This window comes from Nocardia sp. NPDC056100, from assembly GCF_042266325.1.
GTDB lineage: Bacteria > Actinomycetota > Actinomycetes > Mycobacteriales > Mycobacteriaceae > Nocardia.
Window position 1 is genome coordinate 208,034 of the sequence record NZ_JBHJVY010000006.1, and the last position, 14,550, is coordinate 222,583.

Consider the following 14,550-nt stretch of genomic DNA (forward strand, 5'->3'; position numbering starts at 1 on the left):
AATATCAATTTGCGCAACGGCTTCCACGGCCCGAAATCGGTTATGCGGAGTCTTCGACGGGCAGTGTTTCGGCGGGGGCGGCCAGATAGGTGAGCAGGCCGGGGTGGCGGGGGTCCAGGACGATGGTCTGCTTCTTGATGTGCCGGGTGACCGCGGGGGTGAGGAAATAGCGGGGCCAGCTGGTGCGGGCTATCGCGATGCGCAGGCGATGGCCGGTGCGCAGCAGAGCTTCGGTGGGGGTGATATCGATGTCGAGGTCATGTGGCACACCGGGTTTCACCGGCAGGATGGCCTCGGCGGTGAGGGGATGCGCGGGGTGCAGGAGTTCACCGTTGCGGTAGTCGCTGGCGGTGTCGTCGATGGCGCGGCGGGTGGAGCGCAGGGCACCGCGCGCGATGACGGCCGAGGTGCCGTCGGGGGCGACATCGCAGACGGTGACAGCCCAGAAGGCATCGGTGCCGCTCGCCATAACGCGCAGGTGCAGGTTCAACGGTCCCGAGAGCACGTGATCGGTGTCGAATGCCTCACCGGTGAAGGTGACGGCGGCGGCTTCGTGGCCGCGGTCGTCGACGGCCCAGTGATCGCCGAGCAGGGTGGGCAGGCCCATCAGGATCCAGCTGCTGGTTTGCGAGGCGATGCCGGGGCGCTTGCGGGGCAATGGGATTCGCCCCGGGAGCCGATCGGGTTCGGCGCGCAGCGAGCCGTCCACGGCGGCGTGCGGGGCCGTACCGCTGGATTCGGCGGACAGGTAGCGACGGTGCACGGTGGCCCGCGGGTGCGGGAAGGCATCACGGCTGATCCAGCCCCCGCCGAGCTGGCGGACGGTGACGGGTCCGTAGTCGTCTATACCGTTGTCGACGCCTTTGACCCAGCGGTCGAAGAAGGCGCATTGCAGTTCGTCGAGACGTTGCGGGTGGTCGGCGGAGCCGAATCCGGTGCCGGGGCCGACGTGATAGCTGTCCTCGACCACGAGTTGGGCCGCGCCGGGCGGTAATTGGAGGCGCTGATAGAGCGCGGGCGCGGAGCGGACGAAGACGTCATGCCAGCCCGCGTGGATCCAGGTGGCGGCGGCGAAGTTCTCCAGGTTGGGGCGGCGGCCGTCGGCGTCGGCATCGTAGAAGTGCTGATGGTGCCTGTCCGAGAGCAGGGCTCCGGCGATATCGGAGCCCCGGGTGAAGGGGCTGGCGAGCCGGTCGCGCAGGAATCGGCCGGTGGCACCGGTTTTCACGAGTCCGGGCACCGAGGGCAGCCATTTCATACCGTTGACCGCGGCGATCCAGGCCAGGTTGAAGGTGGATTGGGTGCCGCCGGTGAGCATGATGTCGCGGGTGGGGTCTTCCGAACCGACCAGTGCGAATACGGCTTTGAGCCCTTCGGGGCGGTGTCCGGCGGTTTGCAGGGCGGTGATGGCGAGGTAGGAGATGCCGGTCATGGCGAGGTCGCCGTCGCACCAGGGTTGGCGGCGCACCCAGTCCAGGACTTCGAGGTGGTCCTGTTGTTCGCGTTCGGACATGAGTTGCAGTCGGCCGGTGGAGGTTCCGGTGCCGCGCACGTCGACCGCGACGTGGACGTAGCCGCGGGAGATGAGGGTTCGATTGGCGCGCACGGCTTCCAGGGCTCCCCCGCCGAGGGCGCGCAGCATTTCCCGACCGCCCGCACGGCCGTGTGCGGAGGGTGGGACGGCACGGTAGATGAGCGGGCCGAGCGCGGAGACGGCGTTGATGAGCGGGTTGGCCCGGGTCATCAGGGTTTTGTTGTACGGGCTCAGCGTGATGACCGCGGGCAGGGCGGTGGTGACCGCTTCCCCGTGCCGATCCGCGGGACGGGTGATGTCGGCGGACAGAATCGTGCCGTCGCTCAAGCGGATTCCCACCCCGCGATCCACCTGGATGCGCGGGTAGATGGCGGGTCCGAGCTTGAAGCGCGCGTTCGGTGGCAAGGGCGCACCGCTCGCGGGCAGCGCGGACGACAGATTCCGGGGATGCGCCATGGTCGGCTCCTTTGCCGATGCGGCCCGCCATCACGCGAGCACGTTGTCTCAGACAGTAGCGCCCGAACGGTGGTGCTGTCACTGGGCCGAACACTCCGAAACACGGCCCGCCACTTGTGCATTCCGCCAAACGCGACTACAGCGCGCGAATCACCCGGGCCGGATTGCCCGCCGCGAAGACCTTCTCGGGCAGGTCGCGGGTCACCACGCTGCCCGCGCCCACCACCGTGTTCGCGCCGATGGTGACACCAGGGCAGACGATCACTCCGCCGCCCATCCAGACATTGTCACCAATGGTGATGGGGGCGGCGGTTTCCCAGCGTTGGCGGCGCAGTTCGTGATCCTCCATGGGGTGCAGGGCGGTCAGCAGTTGGGCGCGCGGGCCGATGGAGACGTCATCGCCGATGGTGACGGGGGCGCAATCGAGGATGATGGCGTCGTAGTTGAGGAAGCTGTTGGAGCCCAGGCGGATCAGATGCCCGTAATCGCATTGGAAGCGCGGCATGATCCAGGAGCCTTCGCCTATGGACCCGAGCAGTTCGGTCAGCAGGGTGTAGCGCTGCCGGTCCTCCCCCGCCGCCGTGGCGTTGAAGGTGTCTAGTAGTTCTTGGCAGTGGCGGCGCTCGGCGATCAGTTCGGGATCGTTATCGCGGTAGAGCTCACCGCGCAGCATGCGGTCTTTGTGTTCACCCACGACATCCATCCCTACCGCAGTCATCGTCCGGGGACCGCGCGGTACGGTCGGACACGACGGAAGCTGTGTCCGAGTGCACTGGCGGAGGTGCGGCGTGGTCGCTTCGAATGTCGACGAATACATCGCGGGATTCCCGGCCGAGACGCGGGAGGTGCTCGAACGGGTGCGGGCGACGATACGGGAGGCGCTGCCCGAAGGCACCGAGGTGATCAGCTATCAGATTCCGGCCATGCGGGTGGACTCGAAGGTCGTGGTGTTCTTCGCCGGGTGGAAGAAGCACATCAGCGTGTACCCGGTGCCGGTCGGGGATGCCGCCTACGCGCGCGCGATCGAGCCGTATCAGACCGGCCGGGGCACGCTGAAGTTCTTGCTGGACAAGCCGATTCCGTATGAGTTGATCGGGCGGACCGCCGCGCTGCTGAATGCCGAGCGCGGCGGTCACTGAACCGGGTCAGCGCCCCCGCGCGCGGGACAGGTTCCAGCTGCGCCAGGAGTCGCGCTCGATGCCCGAGCGGATCATGTCGGCGATCTTGTCGCGCTGCGCGGCGGGCAGGCGGTCCACCGCGGGCAGCGCGTCGGGTGACAGGCCGCTCAGATATTCGCTGTCGAGCCGATGCGAGGACTCCCAGCGGTCGATATTGCGGTCGGCGATGAAGCCTTCCGGATTCACCACCGCCAGCGCCAGCAGGGTGAGTGCGGCCGCGCCGATCGCCGCGCGCGGCACCCACTCCCGCGACAGCCGCACCAGGCTCGCCAGCACCAGGATGTAGATCAGCGCGATCCAGAGTTCGAACACCTCCACCAGCACGCGCAGCACGGTGAAGCCGTACGCCTGCTGATAGGTCCACATGCGATGCAGCGCCGAGGCCACGATCACCATGGTCAGTACGCTCACCGCGGCCACCGCCACGCGCAGCCACAACCGGTCGCTCGGGGTGCGCTGTGCGGCGGTGCGCTGCACGATCGCGATCACCCCGAGGGTGAGCAGGCTGACGATCGACAATTGCCAGAAGCCGTTGCGCGCGTATTCGGCGTAGGTGAGATCGGCGGTGCGCTGCACATAGCCGTCCCCGCCGAACAGCACAGCCAACTGGGTGCCGACGAACACCGCGAACAGTACCGTCAGCGCGCCGAGCGGCAGACCCCATTCGGCTTTGGAGAAGCGTCGGACACCTTGCGCGCCAACGGTATCGGGACCGGAGAGCAGATCATCGAGCACCTCACCGGCCACCGAATCGCCCCGCGCGGCGGGCGGCGGTCCCGCCAGCAGGTAGAGCGCACCCGCCACGCCCAGCCCCGCGAGCACGAACAGGAACCCCCACGACCACACATCGGCCGGATCGAGCGAAGGGATCAGACCCGACACCAATCGCGCGAAGACCGCGTCCGCTCCCGCCAGCAATGGCACGAACACCACCAGCAGTCCGAGCGTGACCAGTACCGACCAGCCCGCACGGCGACTCCCCGCGCGCCGTGCGGACTCTCGCCGCCCCGCCCATCGATACAGCCACGGCAGTGCGGTCAATGCCCCGTACGGGACAGCCAGCACATCGAAGATCGTCCCGTAGGCCGTGCGCCGCCCCACCACCGCGAGCGATGCCGCCATCGCCGCGCCCAGCAGGCACAGCACGAACAACCAGTTCGCCGCCCGGAACGTCCCGACCGCCACCAGCAGTACCGCGAGCAGCACCCACCACATGCGAGCCGACCGCAGTACCCGATCCGCCGGCCATCCGCCGATCACGGGCATCCGGCTCCATATCCCGGCGGGCTGCGGCGAGTCTCCGTGCGAGACGGCGGGATTCTCCTGCGACACTCCCCGGTTCGCAGCATCTCCGACACTCTCACGCGGCACTCCGGAGCTGGCGTCTCCGGAATTCTCTTGCGGCGCAGCAGTGTTCGCGGCACCGCCGGACGCACCCGCCGCATCGACACTCGAATCCGGTACCGCGGCGCGCGCCTCCGATGCCGTATTCGGCACCGACTCTCGCGCCTCGGGACTCGCCTCATCCGCGGCCGCGTCTCGCCGTGCCCGGCGATCCACCGCATACACGGCACCACCGGATGCGAGCACCGCGAACAGCCATCCGATCCCGGGCCGATCCAGCGGCACACACACCGCCGCGGCCACGCCCGCACCCGCAATGGCGGTGAACGTCCCGCGCGGCATCGGAATCACCGCGGACCTGGGCGGCCGCTGCACCGGCGGAACACGTCGCGGATACAGCAGCGCCTCGGTACCCGACATACCCCACGGCGCTCCGGCCGGAGCAGCACCCATCTCACCCGCCACGGGAATCCGCCATCCCGGCGCGGCGGCCGCCGCATCCCAATAGGTCCCCGGATCCGCCGTAGAAACGGCACCCGGGCCCGCATTGTGCGACGGCCGACCCCACGCGGCCGCGTCCCCTTGCGCAAGCCCGTTCGAGCCTGCGGACACGAAATCGGAGACGGGCGCGACCGGATCCGGCGCGGTGGGCACGGGATTCGAGGTCGGCACGGCGGACGGTTCGGGCCGGGCCCAGTTCGAGTTCACCGGCGGTGCACCAGCATTGGCAGGCCGCGCATCCGTTCCACCGTCCGCGCCCTCCCGATCGCCCTCGGTGGGTACGGCCCCGGGAACCGCTCCTGCGGCTGCCTCGGCACCGGAGTCCGGGGTGGCCGGATCGGTGTCTGCCGGTTCACTCATGTCGCCGATGCTCTGTGGTTCAGGGTGCTCCGCTGACGGAACATCGGCGGGGGCATCGGAATTCGCGCCAGATGACTCGGCATTCGCGCCAGATGACGCGAATGGGGCGGTGGCGGGAGGCGCAGATGCGGCGGTGTTGGCAGACGCGGGTGGAGTGTCGGCGGGATCCGGGGTGGGGGCGGCGGGGGTGGGTTTGTCTGGCATTCAGGTGCCTCCGATGGGCGTGCGGTACCCGCCCGGGCACCGTGGGTGATCCGGGTGGGTGGTGAATGGAGTTGGGTGGAAACGGTGTACGGGTGGATCGGGCGGGCGCGGCCGGATGTGCCGGGTGGCGCGGTGGGTCAGAGGTTGGGGAGGGTGAGGCGGATACGGGAGCCGGGGGCCGCGACGGCGATGGTGCCGCCGTGCAGTTCGACTATCCAGCGGGCGATGGCCAGGCCCAGGCCGGTGCCGCCACCGTTGGTGCGCCCGCCGCGGGTGAAGCGTTCGAAGGCGCGGGCGCGGTCGGCGGGCGGGATGCCCGGGCCGTCGTCCTCGACCTCGATGACGGTGTGATCGCGCAGGGCGTGGGCGGTGACGCGGACCTCGCCGTGGGCCGGGCCGTGCCGGGTGGCGTTGTCCAGCAGGTTGAGCAGCACCTGGTGCAGGCGGGCGCGATCGGCGTGCACGGTCAGGCCGGGGGTGGCGGCGATGGTGAAACGAACGGGACGGTCCACCGCGGCGGCCATGACCTCGGCTTCGGCGACAACGTCTTTCAGCAGTGGCTCGAGGGGTAGTGCTTCGCGATCCAGGGAGACCGCGCCCGCTTCCACGCTGGACAGCGCGAGCAGTTCGGTGACCAGCAGGCTCAGCCGTTCGGTCTGAGCCAGGGCGGTACGCAGCGTCTCCGGATCCGGTTCGGCGACCCCGTCCACCAGGTTCTCCAGCACCACACCCAAAGCCGTTATGGGAGTGCGCAATTCATGCGAGACATTGGCGATGAAATCGCGGCGCTGCTGATCGGCGGCGGCCAGATCGGCGGCCATCTGATTGAACGCCTCCGCCAGCTGCCCCACCTCATCGCGGGAGGTGGCGCGCACCCGGCGCGAATAATCGCCCTGCGCCATGCGTTTGGCGGCCGCGGTCATCTGCCGCAGCGGCAGCGTCATCCCGTGCGCGAGCACCTGGGACAGCACCAGCGCCAGCAGCATGGAGGCCACCGTGGTCTTGGGTGGCAGCCAGCCGATGCGCAGTGCGAAGAACGCGAACGCCACCGCACCCGAGCACACCATCACGATGGCGAGTTTGAGTTTGATCGAGCGCATGCGATCCAATGGCCGCGGTAGTCGCGCCGATAACCAGTCCGCGCGCTCACGCATGGTCGTACCGCTGTCCATCACACCTCCCCCTGTTCGCGCGGCGTCGACCGCCGCACCGCGCACCCCCCGTGCCCGGATCATCGTGCCTCGAGCGCGTAACCGACGCCGTGCACGGTACGAATCAGATCCGAGCCGAGCTTGCGGCGCAAGGCTTTTATGTGACTGTCCACCGCGCGGGTGCCGGACGCGTCGGGCCAACCCCAGATTTCCGAGAGCAGCCGATCGCGGGCCAGCACCGCGCGCGGGCGGCGCGCCAAATGCACGAGCAGCTCGAATTCCAGTGGTGTGAGCTGGGTTTCGGCCTCGGCCCGCCACACCCGGCGCTGATCGGTGTCGATGCGCAGATCACCGACGACGATGGTGGCCCCCGGGGTGGCGGTGCGCTCCACCCGGCGCAGCAGGGCGTGAATGCGCGCGGTGAGCACGCGCAGCGAGAACGGTTTGGTGAGATAGTCGTCCGCGCCCACCCCGAGCCCGATCAGCACATCGGTCTCATCGGTGCGGGCGGTGAGCATGAGCACCGGCACGGGTCGATGCGCCTGAATCCGACGGCACACCTCGAGCCCGTCGAAGCCGGGCAGCATCACATCGAGCACCACCAGATCCGGCAGCAGCGATTCCGCGGCGGCCACCGCGGCCGGACCGTCATGCGCCAGCTCCACAACGAACCCCTCGGCGCGCAGCCGGGCCGCGATCGATTCGGCGATGGTCGGCTCATCCTCGACCACGAGAATCCGCCGCGCACTGCCCTGCTGGATCGATTCCATGGAGGTGACATTAGGCAGTGCGCGTGGAGATGGTTCGCGCCGCTTGTGAAGATCCTGTGGAGACCCCCGTCACGGGCCGCGCGAGCGGGGCGAACCGGGCATCGGAAAGTCCGGCCTGGACACCGGTTCTGATACGACCGGTCGTAGTATGACCGGGTGCACTCACCGACGGATCACACCGCGCGCCTGCGCGGCGCTGCCGTCGGGGCCGCCTCGGGAGCCGTCGCCATCTTCGCGCACGGGCTCGGCGGCGGGACCACCGCACCCGAAGGATCCGCGCTGGCACTGCTGTTCGCGGCGTGCGCGCTGATCGGGGTGATCGTGGCCTCGGTGCGACCGCGCTACGGGCTCACCTCGCTGATGGGGATGCTGGCCGCCGGGCAGGGTATCGGGCATATCGCGCTGTCGATGTCGCCCGGGCATCACCATCACGCGGCGTCTCCGAGCATGCTGGCCGCGCATCTGATCGCGATCCCGGTCGGGGCCATGGCGATTCGCGCCGCCGAAGCCGGTATGCGGCGCGCGATCACCAGCGTGCGGCGATTCATTCTCGCCCTCGGTCTCGCACCCGTTCCGGCGGAGCGGACCGCACGCACCACCTCCACAGATGAGCGAGCCACTGTCCGGCTGCTGCTGGTGAGTCCCGGAATCGCGCGGCGCGGGCCACCCGCGCGGGCGCGTCATCTCTCTCACCTCGCCCCGGCGTAGCAGCATTCTTCGCGGGCGCATCGCGCGGTGTTCCGGCACCGTGCGCCTGCGCACCCCGCAGCACCCGCCCGCGGGTGGCCGACCGTCGTTCCGACTGTTCGCGCCCCGGGTAGGCCGTTCGCACAACCGCTTTCGGTGTTCGCACGTTTCGGGTCGAATCTTCCGCCGCTTTCTCATCGAACGGAGTATTTGGTGTCCGTATCTGTCGCAGGCCGCGCGCCGCGTATCGCCCGCCGCCTCACCGCCATCGCCGCCATCTCGGCGCTGACCGTTTTCCCCGTCGCCTGTTCCTCCGATTCCGGATCGAGCACCTCCACCGGTAAGGCCGCGGACAAGGTGACCATCAAGGATCAGTGGATCAAGGCCGCGGACAGCGGTATGTCCGCCGCGTTCGGCACGCTCGAGAATTCGAGTGATCAACCCGTCCAGCTGGTGGCCGCGTCCAGTCCGGCCTCGGCGCGGGTGGAGATCCACGAAGTCGTCGCCGATGCCGCCGGTGGCGATAAGACCATGCGCCCCAAGGAAGGCGGGCTCGCCATCCCCGCGCACGGATCGGCCACGCTCAAGCCCGGCGCGGAGCATCTGATGTTCATGGATTTGAAGCAGCCGCTGCGCACGGGTTCGGAAACCGCCATCACCCTGGTGTTCTCCGATGGCTCCAGCACCACCGTCACCGCGCAGGTGCGTGATTTCGCCGGCGGTAAGGAGAATTACGCACCCGCCTCCGGCGACAACTCCGCGCACGGTGGCTGAGCGGGCACAGCCGCCGCACCCGTCCCGCGTGACCCGGCGGCGTTTACTCGGCGGCGGGGCCGCGGTGGCGGGTGTCGCGGGCGCGGCCGGCATCGGCTGGGGCGCGGCCTCGGCCACCCATCGCGAACACGATCGCGATCCCGGACTCGAGACGGTGCCGTTCCACGGACCGCATCAGGCCGGAATCGCCACGGACGCACCGGCTTCGGCCGCGTTCGTGGGCTTCGACCTGAACCCGGGGCTCGATCGCGAGGACATCATCGGACTGCTCAAGATCTGGACCGATGACGCGGCCCGGCTCACCCAGGGCATTCCGGCGCTCGCCGATACCGAACCGGAATTGGCACAGCGCCCGGCACGGCTGACCGTGACGGTCGGCTTCGGACCGGAACTGTTCACCGTGGCCGGACTCGACACCGAACGACCGGCCTGGCTGAAACAGCTGCCGCCGTTCAAGATCGACCAATTGGATCCGGCGTACACCGGCGCGGACCTGCTGTTGCAGATCTGCGCCGATGAGCCGACCACGGTCGCGCACGCGGTGCGGGTGCTGTCCAAACATGTGAAATCGCTGGTGCGGGTGCGCTGGGTGCAGCGCGGGTTCCGCAACGCCCCCAAGGGGCAGACCATGCGCAATCTCATGGGCCAGGTGGACGGGACGGTCAATATCGCCCCGGGCACAGTCGATTTCGATCGGCTCATCTGGGATGACGGGGCCGCGCGGCCGTGGCTGGCGGGCGGCACCTCCCTGGTGCTGCGCCGCATCGCCATGAAGCTCGACACCTGGGATGAACTCGATGCCGACGGGCGGGCCATCACCATGGGGCGGCGCGACAGCAATGGCGCACCGCTCACGGGCTCGACCGAATTCGACGAACCCGACTTCGCCAAGGTGGACCAGTACGGCATTCCGGTGATCCCGCCGTCCTCGCATATCGCTCGCGCGCATCACGCGCACGACACCGAGCGATTCCTGCGCCGCGGCTACAACTACGACGACGCACCCGCCCCCGGGCAGGTGTCGAATTCGGGGTTGTTGTTCGCGGCCTTCCAACGCGATGTCGACGCCCAGTATCTGCCGGTACAGGCCCGCCTCGCGGAGTTCGACGCCCTGAACCAATGGACCACACCCGTCGGTTCGGCCGTCTTCGTCATCCCACCCGGCGTGCCCGCACCGGGCGGATACCTAGGCCGGCAACTCTTCGACGCCGCCGCGCGGCAACGCTGACCCGATCGGCCGGACCGCGCTGAGGGGCGGTCCGGCCGAATGGTCAGCATCCGATTGGCAATCGCGAATCGAGGACGCGGCGTACGCTCGGCTGACCAGCAATACCGTGCCGGAAGGTCGCGTCATGTCAGCCGATGACAGTGTGTTCACGGGGGTCGTGGCGAAGTTCTACGAGACCTATCTGGTGCCATTGATATTCGAGCCCTACGCAGTGCCCGCCGTGCGACTGCTTTCCGCACCGGATATCTCCGAGGTATTGGAGATCGCGGCGGGCACCGGTGTGGTCACCCGGGCGCTGGCACGCGAATTGGCGGCCGGAACAGCCATTGTGGCAACCGATCTCAATCAGGCCATGCTGGATCAGGCCGCGGCGATCGGCACCGCGCGACCGGTCCGATGGCAGCGGGCCGATGCCCAGAAACTCCCCTTTCCGGATGCGAGTTTCGACGCGGTGGTGTGCCAATTCGGTGCGATGTTCTTTCCCGACCGGACCGGGGCGTACGCCGAAGCACGCCGGGTACTGCGGCCGGGCGGACAGTTCGTCTTCAGCACCTGGGATCGCATCGAGGTCAATGAATTCGCCGATACGGTCATCACCGCGATGGCGTCGATATTCCCGGAGGATCCACCGCGATTCCTGGCGCGCACACCGCACGGGTATCACGAAATATCCGCCATCAGCGCGGATTTGGCGCGGGCGGGATTCACCGATCCGCGCATCGGCACGGTCACCGCGCGCAGTCGGGCCGAATCGGCGCGCATTCCCGCCCTGGCCTACTGTCACGGCACACCGTTGCGCGATGAGATCGAAGCCCGGGGCGATCTCGATGTCGCGACCGGGGCGGCCGAGCGCGCGTTGACCGAGCGATTCGGGACCGGGGCGGTGGACGGGATGATCCGGGCACATCTCATCAGGGTTGGCCGGTAATTCGCTGATCTAGGGTGAGCGCATGACCGTGTTGCGTTCGATCGCGCTGTTCGCACTGGCCGCCGTCGCCGAAATCGGTGGGGCCTGGCTCATTTGGCAGGGGGTGCGTGAGCATCGCGGGTGGGCGTGGATGGGGGCGGGGGTTATCGCGCTGGGGTGCTACGGATTCGTGGCGACGCTGCAACCGGATGCGAATTTCGGGCGGATTCTGGCGGCCTACGGCGGAGTGTTCGTGGCCGGATCACTGCTGTGGGCCATGGTTTTGGACGGGTTCCGGCCGGACCGCTGGGATGTGATCGGCGCGCTGGTGTGCCTGGTGGGTGTCGCGGTCATCATGTATGCGCCACGCTCCACGTGAAACAACCGTTGACCTGCGCGCATTCGTGCATTTCGTGCAAAATCGCAGTCCGCGAAGGACATTCGGATGCGCGCCGGTCAGCGCGATGTCGACGACCGTTTCACGCGAATGCGTTCAGCGCGTTGACGATCCGATGAGCAGATCGATGAGCGTGCGCGCGGTCGGAATCGCGGAGTCGTCGCCGAGCCGGGCGGCGGTATTGGCCGCGGACACCAGCGCGTCGAACTGGAAGGCGAGAGCGTGCGGGTCATGCCCGGGCGCGTAGCCCTGCTCCTGCGCGCGGCCGATCTCCTTCTCCAACAGGGCGAACCAGTCCGCGCGATCGGCGGCGAGCGCATCGCGCACCGGGCCCGGGCGACTGTCGAATTCCGAGAGTCCCGCTACCCGGAAGCAACCGCCCGGCAGGACCGGTTCACCGATGTAGACGAACCAGTTGTCCAATAGCGCGCGCAGGCGGTCGATACCCCCGGGGACCGAGAGCGCGGACCGCACCACGTGGTCGATGAATACCTCGCGGGCGGATTCGACGGCGGCCAGTTGCAGATTCTCCTTGGTGCCGAACAGCGTCGCCACACCGCTCTTGCTCACCCCGAGGTCGGTGGCGAGCCGCCCGAGACTCAACCCGGTCAGCCCCTCCACGGAGGCGACATCGGCGGCATGCCGGGCGATGGAGGCGCGGGCGCGCGCTCCCTTCAGCAGGCGCTGATCGGAAATCTGCTGTTCAGCGGGGTGCACGGGCTCATCCATTCTTCCAGTCTCGCACTAACTCTTGCTTAAACGCACGATCGGTCGTACTTTTCAACAATACGAACGATCGTGCGTACAGTTTTGATCCCGCCTCTCGGAAGCACTCCCATGACAGAGACCTCCGCGCGACACTCCCCCGCGCCACCGGAACCCGGCCGATCCCCGTCACCCGCCGTCACCATCGCACCCGCCGACCGCTCCAGCCGCCGCGCACTACTGGTGGCCTGCGGTGCGGCTTTCATTGCCTTCCTCGACCTTTCGGTCGTGAACATCGCCTTCCCCGCGATCGGGCGCGACTATCCCGGCACCGCACCGGCCACCCTCACCTGGGTGGTCAGCGGCTACGCGGTCGCCTTCGCCGCACTGCTCACCCCCGCCGGACGACTCGCCGATTCCCTCGGCCGCGGCCGCGTATTCCTCGGCGCGCTGGCCGGATTCGCACTCACCTCCCTGCTGTGCGCACTCGCACCCGGTGCCGAATGGCTCATCACCGGACGCTTCCTGCAGGGCGCGACCGCGGCATTCCTCATTCCCGCCGGATTGGGATTGGTGCTCAGCGCCACCCCGCCCGCCCGCATCGGCATGGCCATGGCGGCCTGGACCGCCGCGGGCGGATTCGCCGCCACCGTCGGACCCGCGGTCGGCGGCGCGCTCGTGGACTGGTTCGGCTGGCGTTCGGTCTTCGTCATCAATGTGCCGATCGCGCTGGCGCTCATCGCTTTTGGACTGACACTCACCACGAACGAAGAACGTCACCGTGACGGGCTGCCCGATCTGCTCGGCACCGCCGCCACCGGACTCGGCATCGGCGCGGTCGTCGCCGCGGTCACCCAGGGCCAGCAGTGGGGCTGGGCCGATGCGCGCACCCTGGCCGCCGGAATCGGCGGACTCGTCCTGCTGGGTGTGGCGCTATGGCGTTCCCGCCGGCATCCGCGACCGGCCATCGCCGTGACACTGTGGCGCAGTCACCGCTACGCGCTCGTCAATGCCGTCGCATTCGTCTTCGGCGCGGCCATGTTCGCCTGGCTGCTGGCCGGACCGCTCTGGCTCGACAGCATCTGGCACTACTCGGTGCTCAAATCCGCCGGGGTCATGACGGTCGGGGCCATCGCCTCGATGGTGACGGCCGTGATCGCCGGGCGCGCACCCGAATCCACCCAGCGCTGGCTGGGCGTACTCGGCGCGGTGCTGTTCGCCGCGTCCGCGTTCTACATGTGCACCGATATCTTCGATGCCACGCCCGAACTCTGGAGGGGCTGGATACCCGCCGGAATCCTGGGCGGCGGCGGAGTCGGCATGGTCATCACGGTGCTGGGCACCGCCGCCGCGAGATCGCTACCGCCGCAACGCTTCGCGGCCGGGGTCGGCATGAATCTGACCGCCCGCCAATCCGGCGGCGCACTCGGGGTCGCGGTACTGGCCGCCATCTTCGCCGCCCGGCCGGATGATCCGATCGCCGCCTTCCACACCCTGTTCGCGGTCTGCGGGGTCATCGCCCTGATCGCCGCCGCACTCGCCGCCCTGCCCGCCCGCACCGAGGAAGTGAACCTGTGAGCGCCAACGATATTCGCAGCGTGGACACCGATATTCGACGCGTGTGTGACGACAATCGCGGCGTCGATACCCTCACCCCGCGCACTCGGATCGGGCTCGACGATCCCTACCTGCTCACCGATCCCACCGCGCGCGAATTGTTCGCTGGCGTCCCGTGGCGCCGGTTCGCGGTCATCGGCGACTCCACCGCGGCGGGCACCGGCGATCCGTCCCCGGGCCATGAGAACGTGTCCTGGGCCGATCGTCTGGCGCGGTGGTTCCGGTCCGCGCATCCGGACACCGAATACCTCAATACCGGTCGGGTGGGCGCGACCATTCCCGAGGTCCGTGCCGAACAGCTCGGCGCGCTGCGCGCCTTCCGCCCGGATCTGGTGCACATCACCTGCGGTGGCAATGACCTCATGCGCCGCGACGGCGATGTCGACGCGGTCGAACGCGATCTCGACGCACTGTGCGCCGAGGCCGCCGCGACCGGTGCGCGCCTGTCGATGTTCACCCTGGCTGACGCCTTCACCGGGCCATTGCGCCCGCTGCGCCCGCGTTTCGCCGGGTTCGCCGAGAGTGTGCGGCGGGTGGCGGCTCGCCATGACGCCATCCTCACCGAGTTCTGGCAGCATCCCGCCCGGCTGCGCCAGGACTGGCTCAGCGCCGACAGCATTCACCTGACCATGGCCGGTCAGGCCGTCGTCGCCGCCGAACTGGCGAAATCCTTTGCCCGCCACGCCGACTCGAGGCACGGCGGCGAATAGGTCATCGCGCGGGCGTCATCGGAGGGC

General features: G+C 68.7%; 14 protein-coding genes. 8 read left to right on the forward strand and 6 right to left on the reverse strand.

Features of this window, described 5'->3' with window-relative positions; all coding sequences use genetic code 11:
• Positions 1-40: 40 nt before the first annotated feature.
• The gene (locus tag ACFC0O_RS40080) at positions 41-1,990 is read right to left on the reverse strand and encodes a CocE/NonD family hydrolase (RefSeq protein WP_375967409.1); all 1,950 of its coding nucleotides are present in this window, start codon (positions 1,988-1,990) and stop codon (positions 41-43) included.
• A 136-nt stretch (positions 1,991-2,126) separates the two neighbouring features.
• A complete protein-coding gene (locus ACFC0O_RS40085) occupies positions 2,127-2,684 on the reverse strand; it encodes a sugar O-acetyltransferase (RefSeq protein ID WP_375967410.1) in 558 nt (185 codons plus the stop codon).
• Between the two features lie 94 nt (positions 2,685-2,778).
• Between ACFC0O_RS40085 and ACFC0O_RS40090 the strand changes: the two genes are divergently transcribed.
• Positions 2,779-3,129 carry an iron chaperone gene (locus tag ACFC0O_RS40090; protein WP_375967412.1) on the forward strand — a complete coding sequence of 117 codons (351 nt, stop codon included), beginning with the start codon at positions 2,779-2,781 and terminating at the stop codon, positions 3,127-3,129.
• A gap of 6 nt (positions 3,130-3,135) precedes the next feature.
• Here ACFC0O_RS40090 and ACFC0O_RS40095 read toward each other — a convergent pair whose 3' ends face one another.
• The 3 genes from ACFC0O_RS40095 to ACFC0O_RS40105 form a co-directional block, all read right to left on the reverse strand.
• Complete coding sequence (locus ACFC0O_RS40095; RefSeq protein ID WP_375967414.1) at positions 3,136-5,373, reverse strand: DUF4153 domain-containing protein; 2,238 nt, start codon at positions 5,371-5,373, stop codon at positions 3,136-3,138.
• Positions 5,374-5,714: 341 nt separating this feature from the next.
• Positions 5,715-6,749: an ATP-binding protein gene (locus ACFC0O_RS40100; RefSeq protein ID WP_375967415.1), complete on the reverse strand. Its 1,035-nt coding sequence runs from the start codon at positions 6,747-6,749 to the stop codon at positions 5,715-5,717.
• A 59-nt stretch (positions 6,750-6,808) separates the two neighbouring features.
• Entirely contained in the window at positions 6,809-7,498 is a 690-nt protein-coding gene (locus tag ACFC0O_RS40105; protein WP_375967416.1) for a response regulator, read from the reverse strand.
• Positions 7,499-7,654: 156 nt separating this feature from the next.
• Here ACFC0O_RS40105 and ACFC0O_RS40110 point away from each other — a divergent pair, with 156 nt between their 5' ends.
• From ACFC0O_RS40110 to ACFC0O_RS40130, 5 genes are all read left to right on the forward strand, one after another.
• A complete protein-coding gene (locus ACFC0O_RS40110; RefSeq protein ID WP_375967418.1) occupies positions 7,655-8,206 on the forward strand; it encodes a hypothetical protein in 552 nt (183 codons plus the stop codon).
• Between the two features lie 192 nt (positions 8,207-8,398).
• Positions 8,399-8,959, forward strand: coding sequence for a copper chaperone PCu(A)C (locus ACFC0O_RS40115; RefSeq protein ID WP_375967420.1), 561 nt, complete (start codon positions 8,399-8,401; stop codon positions 8,957-8,959).
• A complete protein-coding gene (locus ACFC0O_RS40120) occupies positions 8,952-10,187 on the forward strand; it encodes a Dyp-type peroxidase (RefSeq protein ID WP_375967422.1) in 1,236 nt (411 codons plus the stop codon). Before ACFC0O_RS40115 ends, ACFC0O_RS40120 begins: the two co-directional genes overlap by 8 nt.
• Before the next feature lie 124 nt (positions 10,188-10,311).
• Entirely contained in the window at positions 10,312-11,115 is an 804-nt protein-coding gene (locus ACFC0O_RS40125; RefSeq protein WP_375967424.1) for a class I SAM-dependent methyltransferase, read from the forward strand.
• Between the two features lie 22 nt (positions 11,116-11,137).
• Complete coding sequence (locus tag ACFC0O_RS40130) at positions 11,138-11,473, forward strand: YnfA family protein (RefSeq protein ID WP_375967425.1); 336 nt, start codon at positions 11,138-11,140, stop codon at positions 11,471-11,473.
• A gap of 114 nt (positions 11,474-11,587) precedes the next feature.
• On the opposite strand, the gene ACFC0O_RS40135 is transcribed toward ACFC0O_RS40130, so the two are convergent.
• Positions 11,588-12,220 carry a TetR/AcrR family transcriptional regulator gene (locus tag ACFC0O_RS40135; protein WP_375967427.1) on the reverse strand — a complete coding sequence of 211 codons (633 nt, stop codon included), beginning with the start codon at positions 12,218-12,220 and terminating at the stop codon, positions 11,588-11,590.
• 108 nt (positions 12,221-12,328) lie between these two features.
• On the opposite strand from ACFC0O_RS40135, the gene ACFC0O_RS40140 reads away from it, so the two are divergent.
• The gene (locus ACFC0O_RS40140; RefSeq protein ID WP_375967428.1) at positions 12,329-13,774 is read left to right on the forward strand and encodes an MFS transporter; all 1,446 of its coding nucleotides are present in this window, start codon (positions 12,329-12,331) and stop codon (positions 13,772-13,774) included.
• Positions 13,771-14,523: an SGNH/GDSL hydrolase family protein gene (locus tag ACFC0O_RS40145; protein ID WP_375967430.1), complete on the forward strand. Its 753-nt coding sequence runs from the start codon at positions 13,771-13,773 to the stop codon at positions 14,521-14,523. The genes ACFC0O_RS40140 and ACFC0O_RS40145 overlap by 4 nt, the downstream gene beginning before the upstream one ends.
• The last annotated feature ends 27 nt before the right edge of the window (positions 14,524-14,550 follow it).

Bases quoted from the DNA above. Each gene is read 5' to 3' on its own strand.
- ACFC0O_RS40080 (WP_375967409.1), bottom strand. From the start codon at position 1,990: ATGGCGCATCCCCGGAATCTGTCGTCCGCGCTGCCCGCGAGCGGTGCG.
- ACFC0O_RS40095 (WP_375967414.1), bottom strand. From the start codon at position 5,373: ATGAGTGAACCGGCAGACACCGATCCGGCCACCCCGGACTCCGGTGCC.
- ACFC0O_RS40100 (WP_375967415.1), bottom strand. From the start codon at position 6,749: ATGGACAGCGGTACGACCATGCGTGAGCGCGCGGACTGGTTATCGGCG.
- ACFC0O_RS40105 (WP_375967416.1), bottom strand. From the start codon at position 7,498: ATGGAATCGATCCAGCAGGGCAGTGCGCGGCGGATTCTCGTGGTCGAG.
- ACFC0O_RS40125 (WP_375967424.1), top strand. From the start codon at position 10,312: ATGTCAGCCGATGACAGTGTGTTCACGGGGGTCGTGGCGAAGTTCTAC.
- ACFC0O_RS40130 (WP_375967425.1), top strand. From the start codon at position 11,138: ATGACCGTGTTGCGTTCGATCGCGCTGTTCGCACTGGCCGCCGTCGCC.
- ACFC0O_RS40135 (WP_375967427.1), bottom strand. From the start codon at position 12,220: ATGGATGAGCCCGTGCACCCCGCTGAACAGCAGATTTCCGATCAGCGC.
- ACFC0O_RS40140 (WP_375967428.1), top strand. From the start codon at position 12,329: ATGACAGAGACCTCCGCGCGACACTCCCCCGCGCCACCGGAACCCGGC.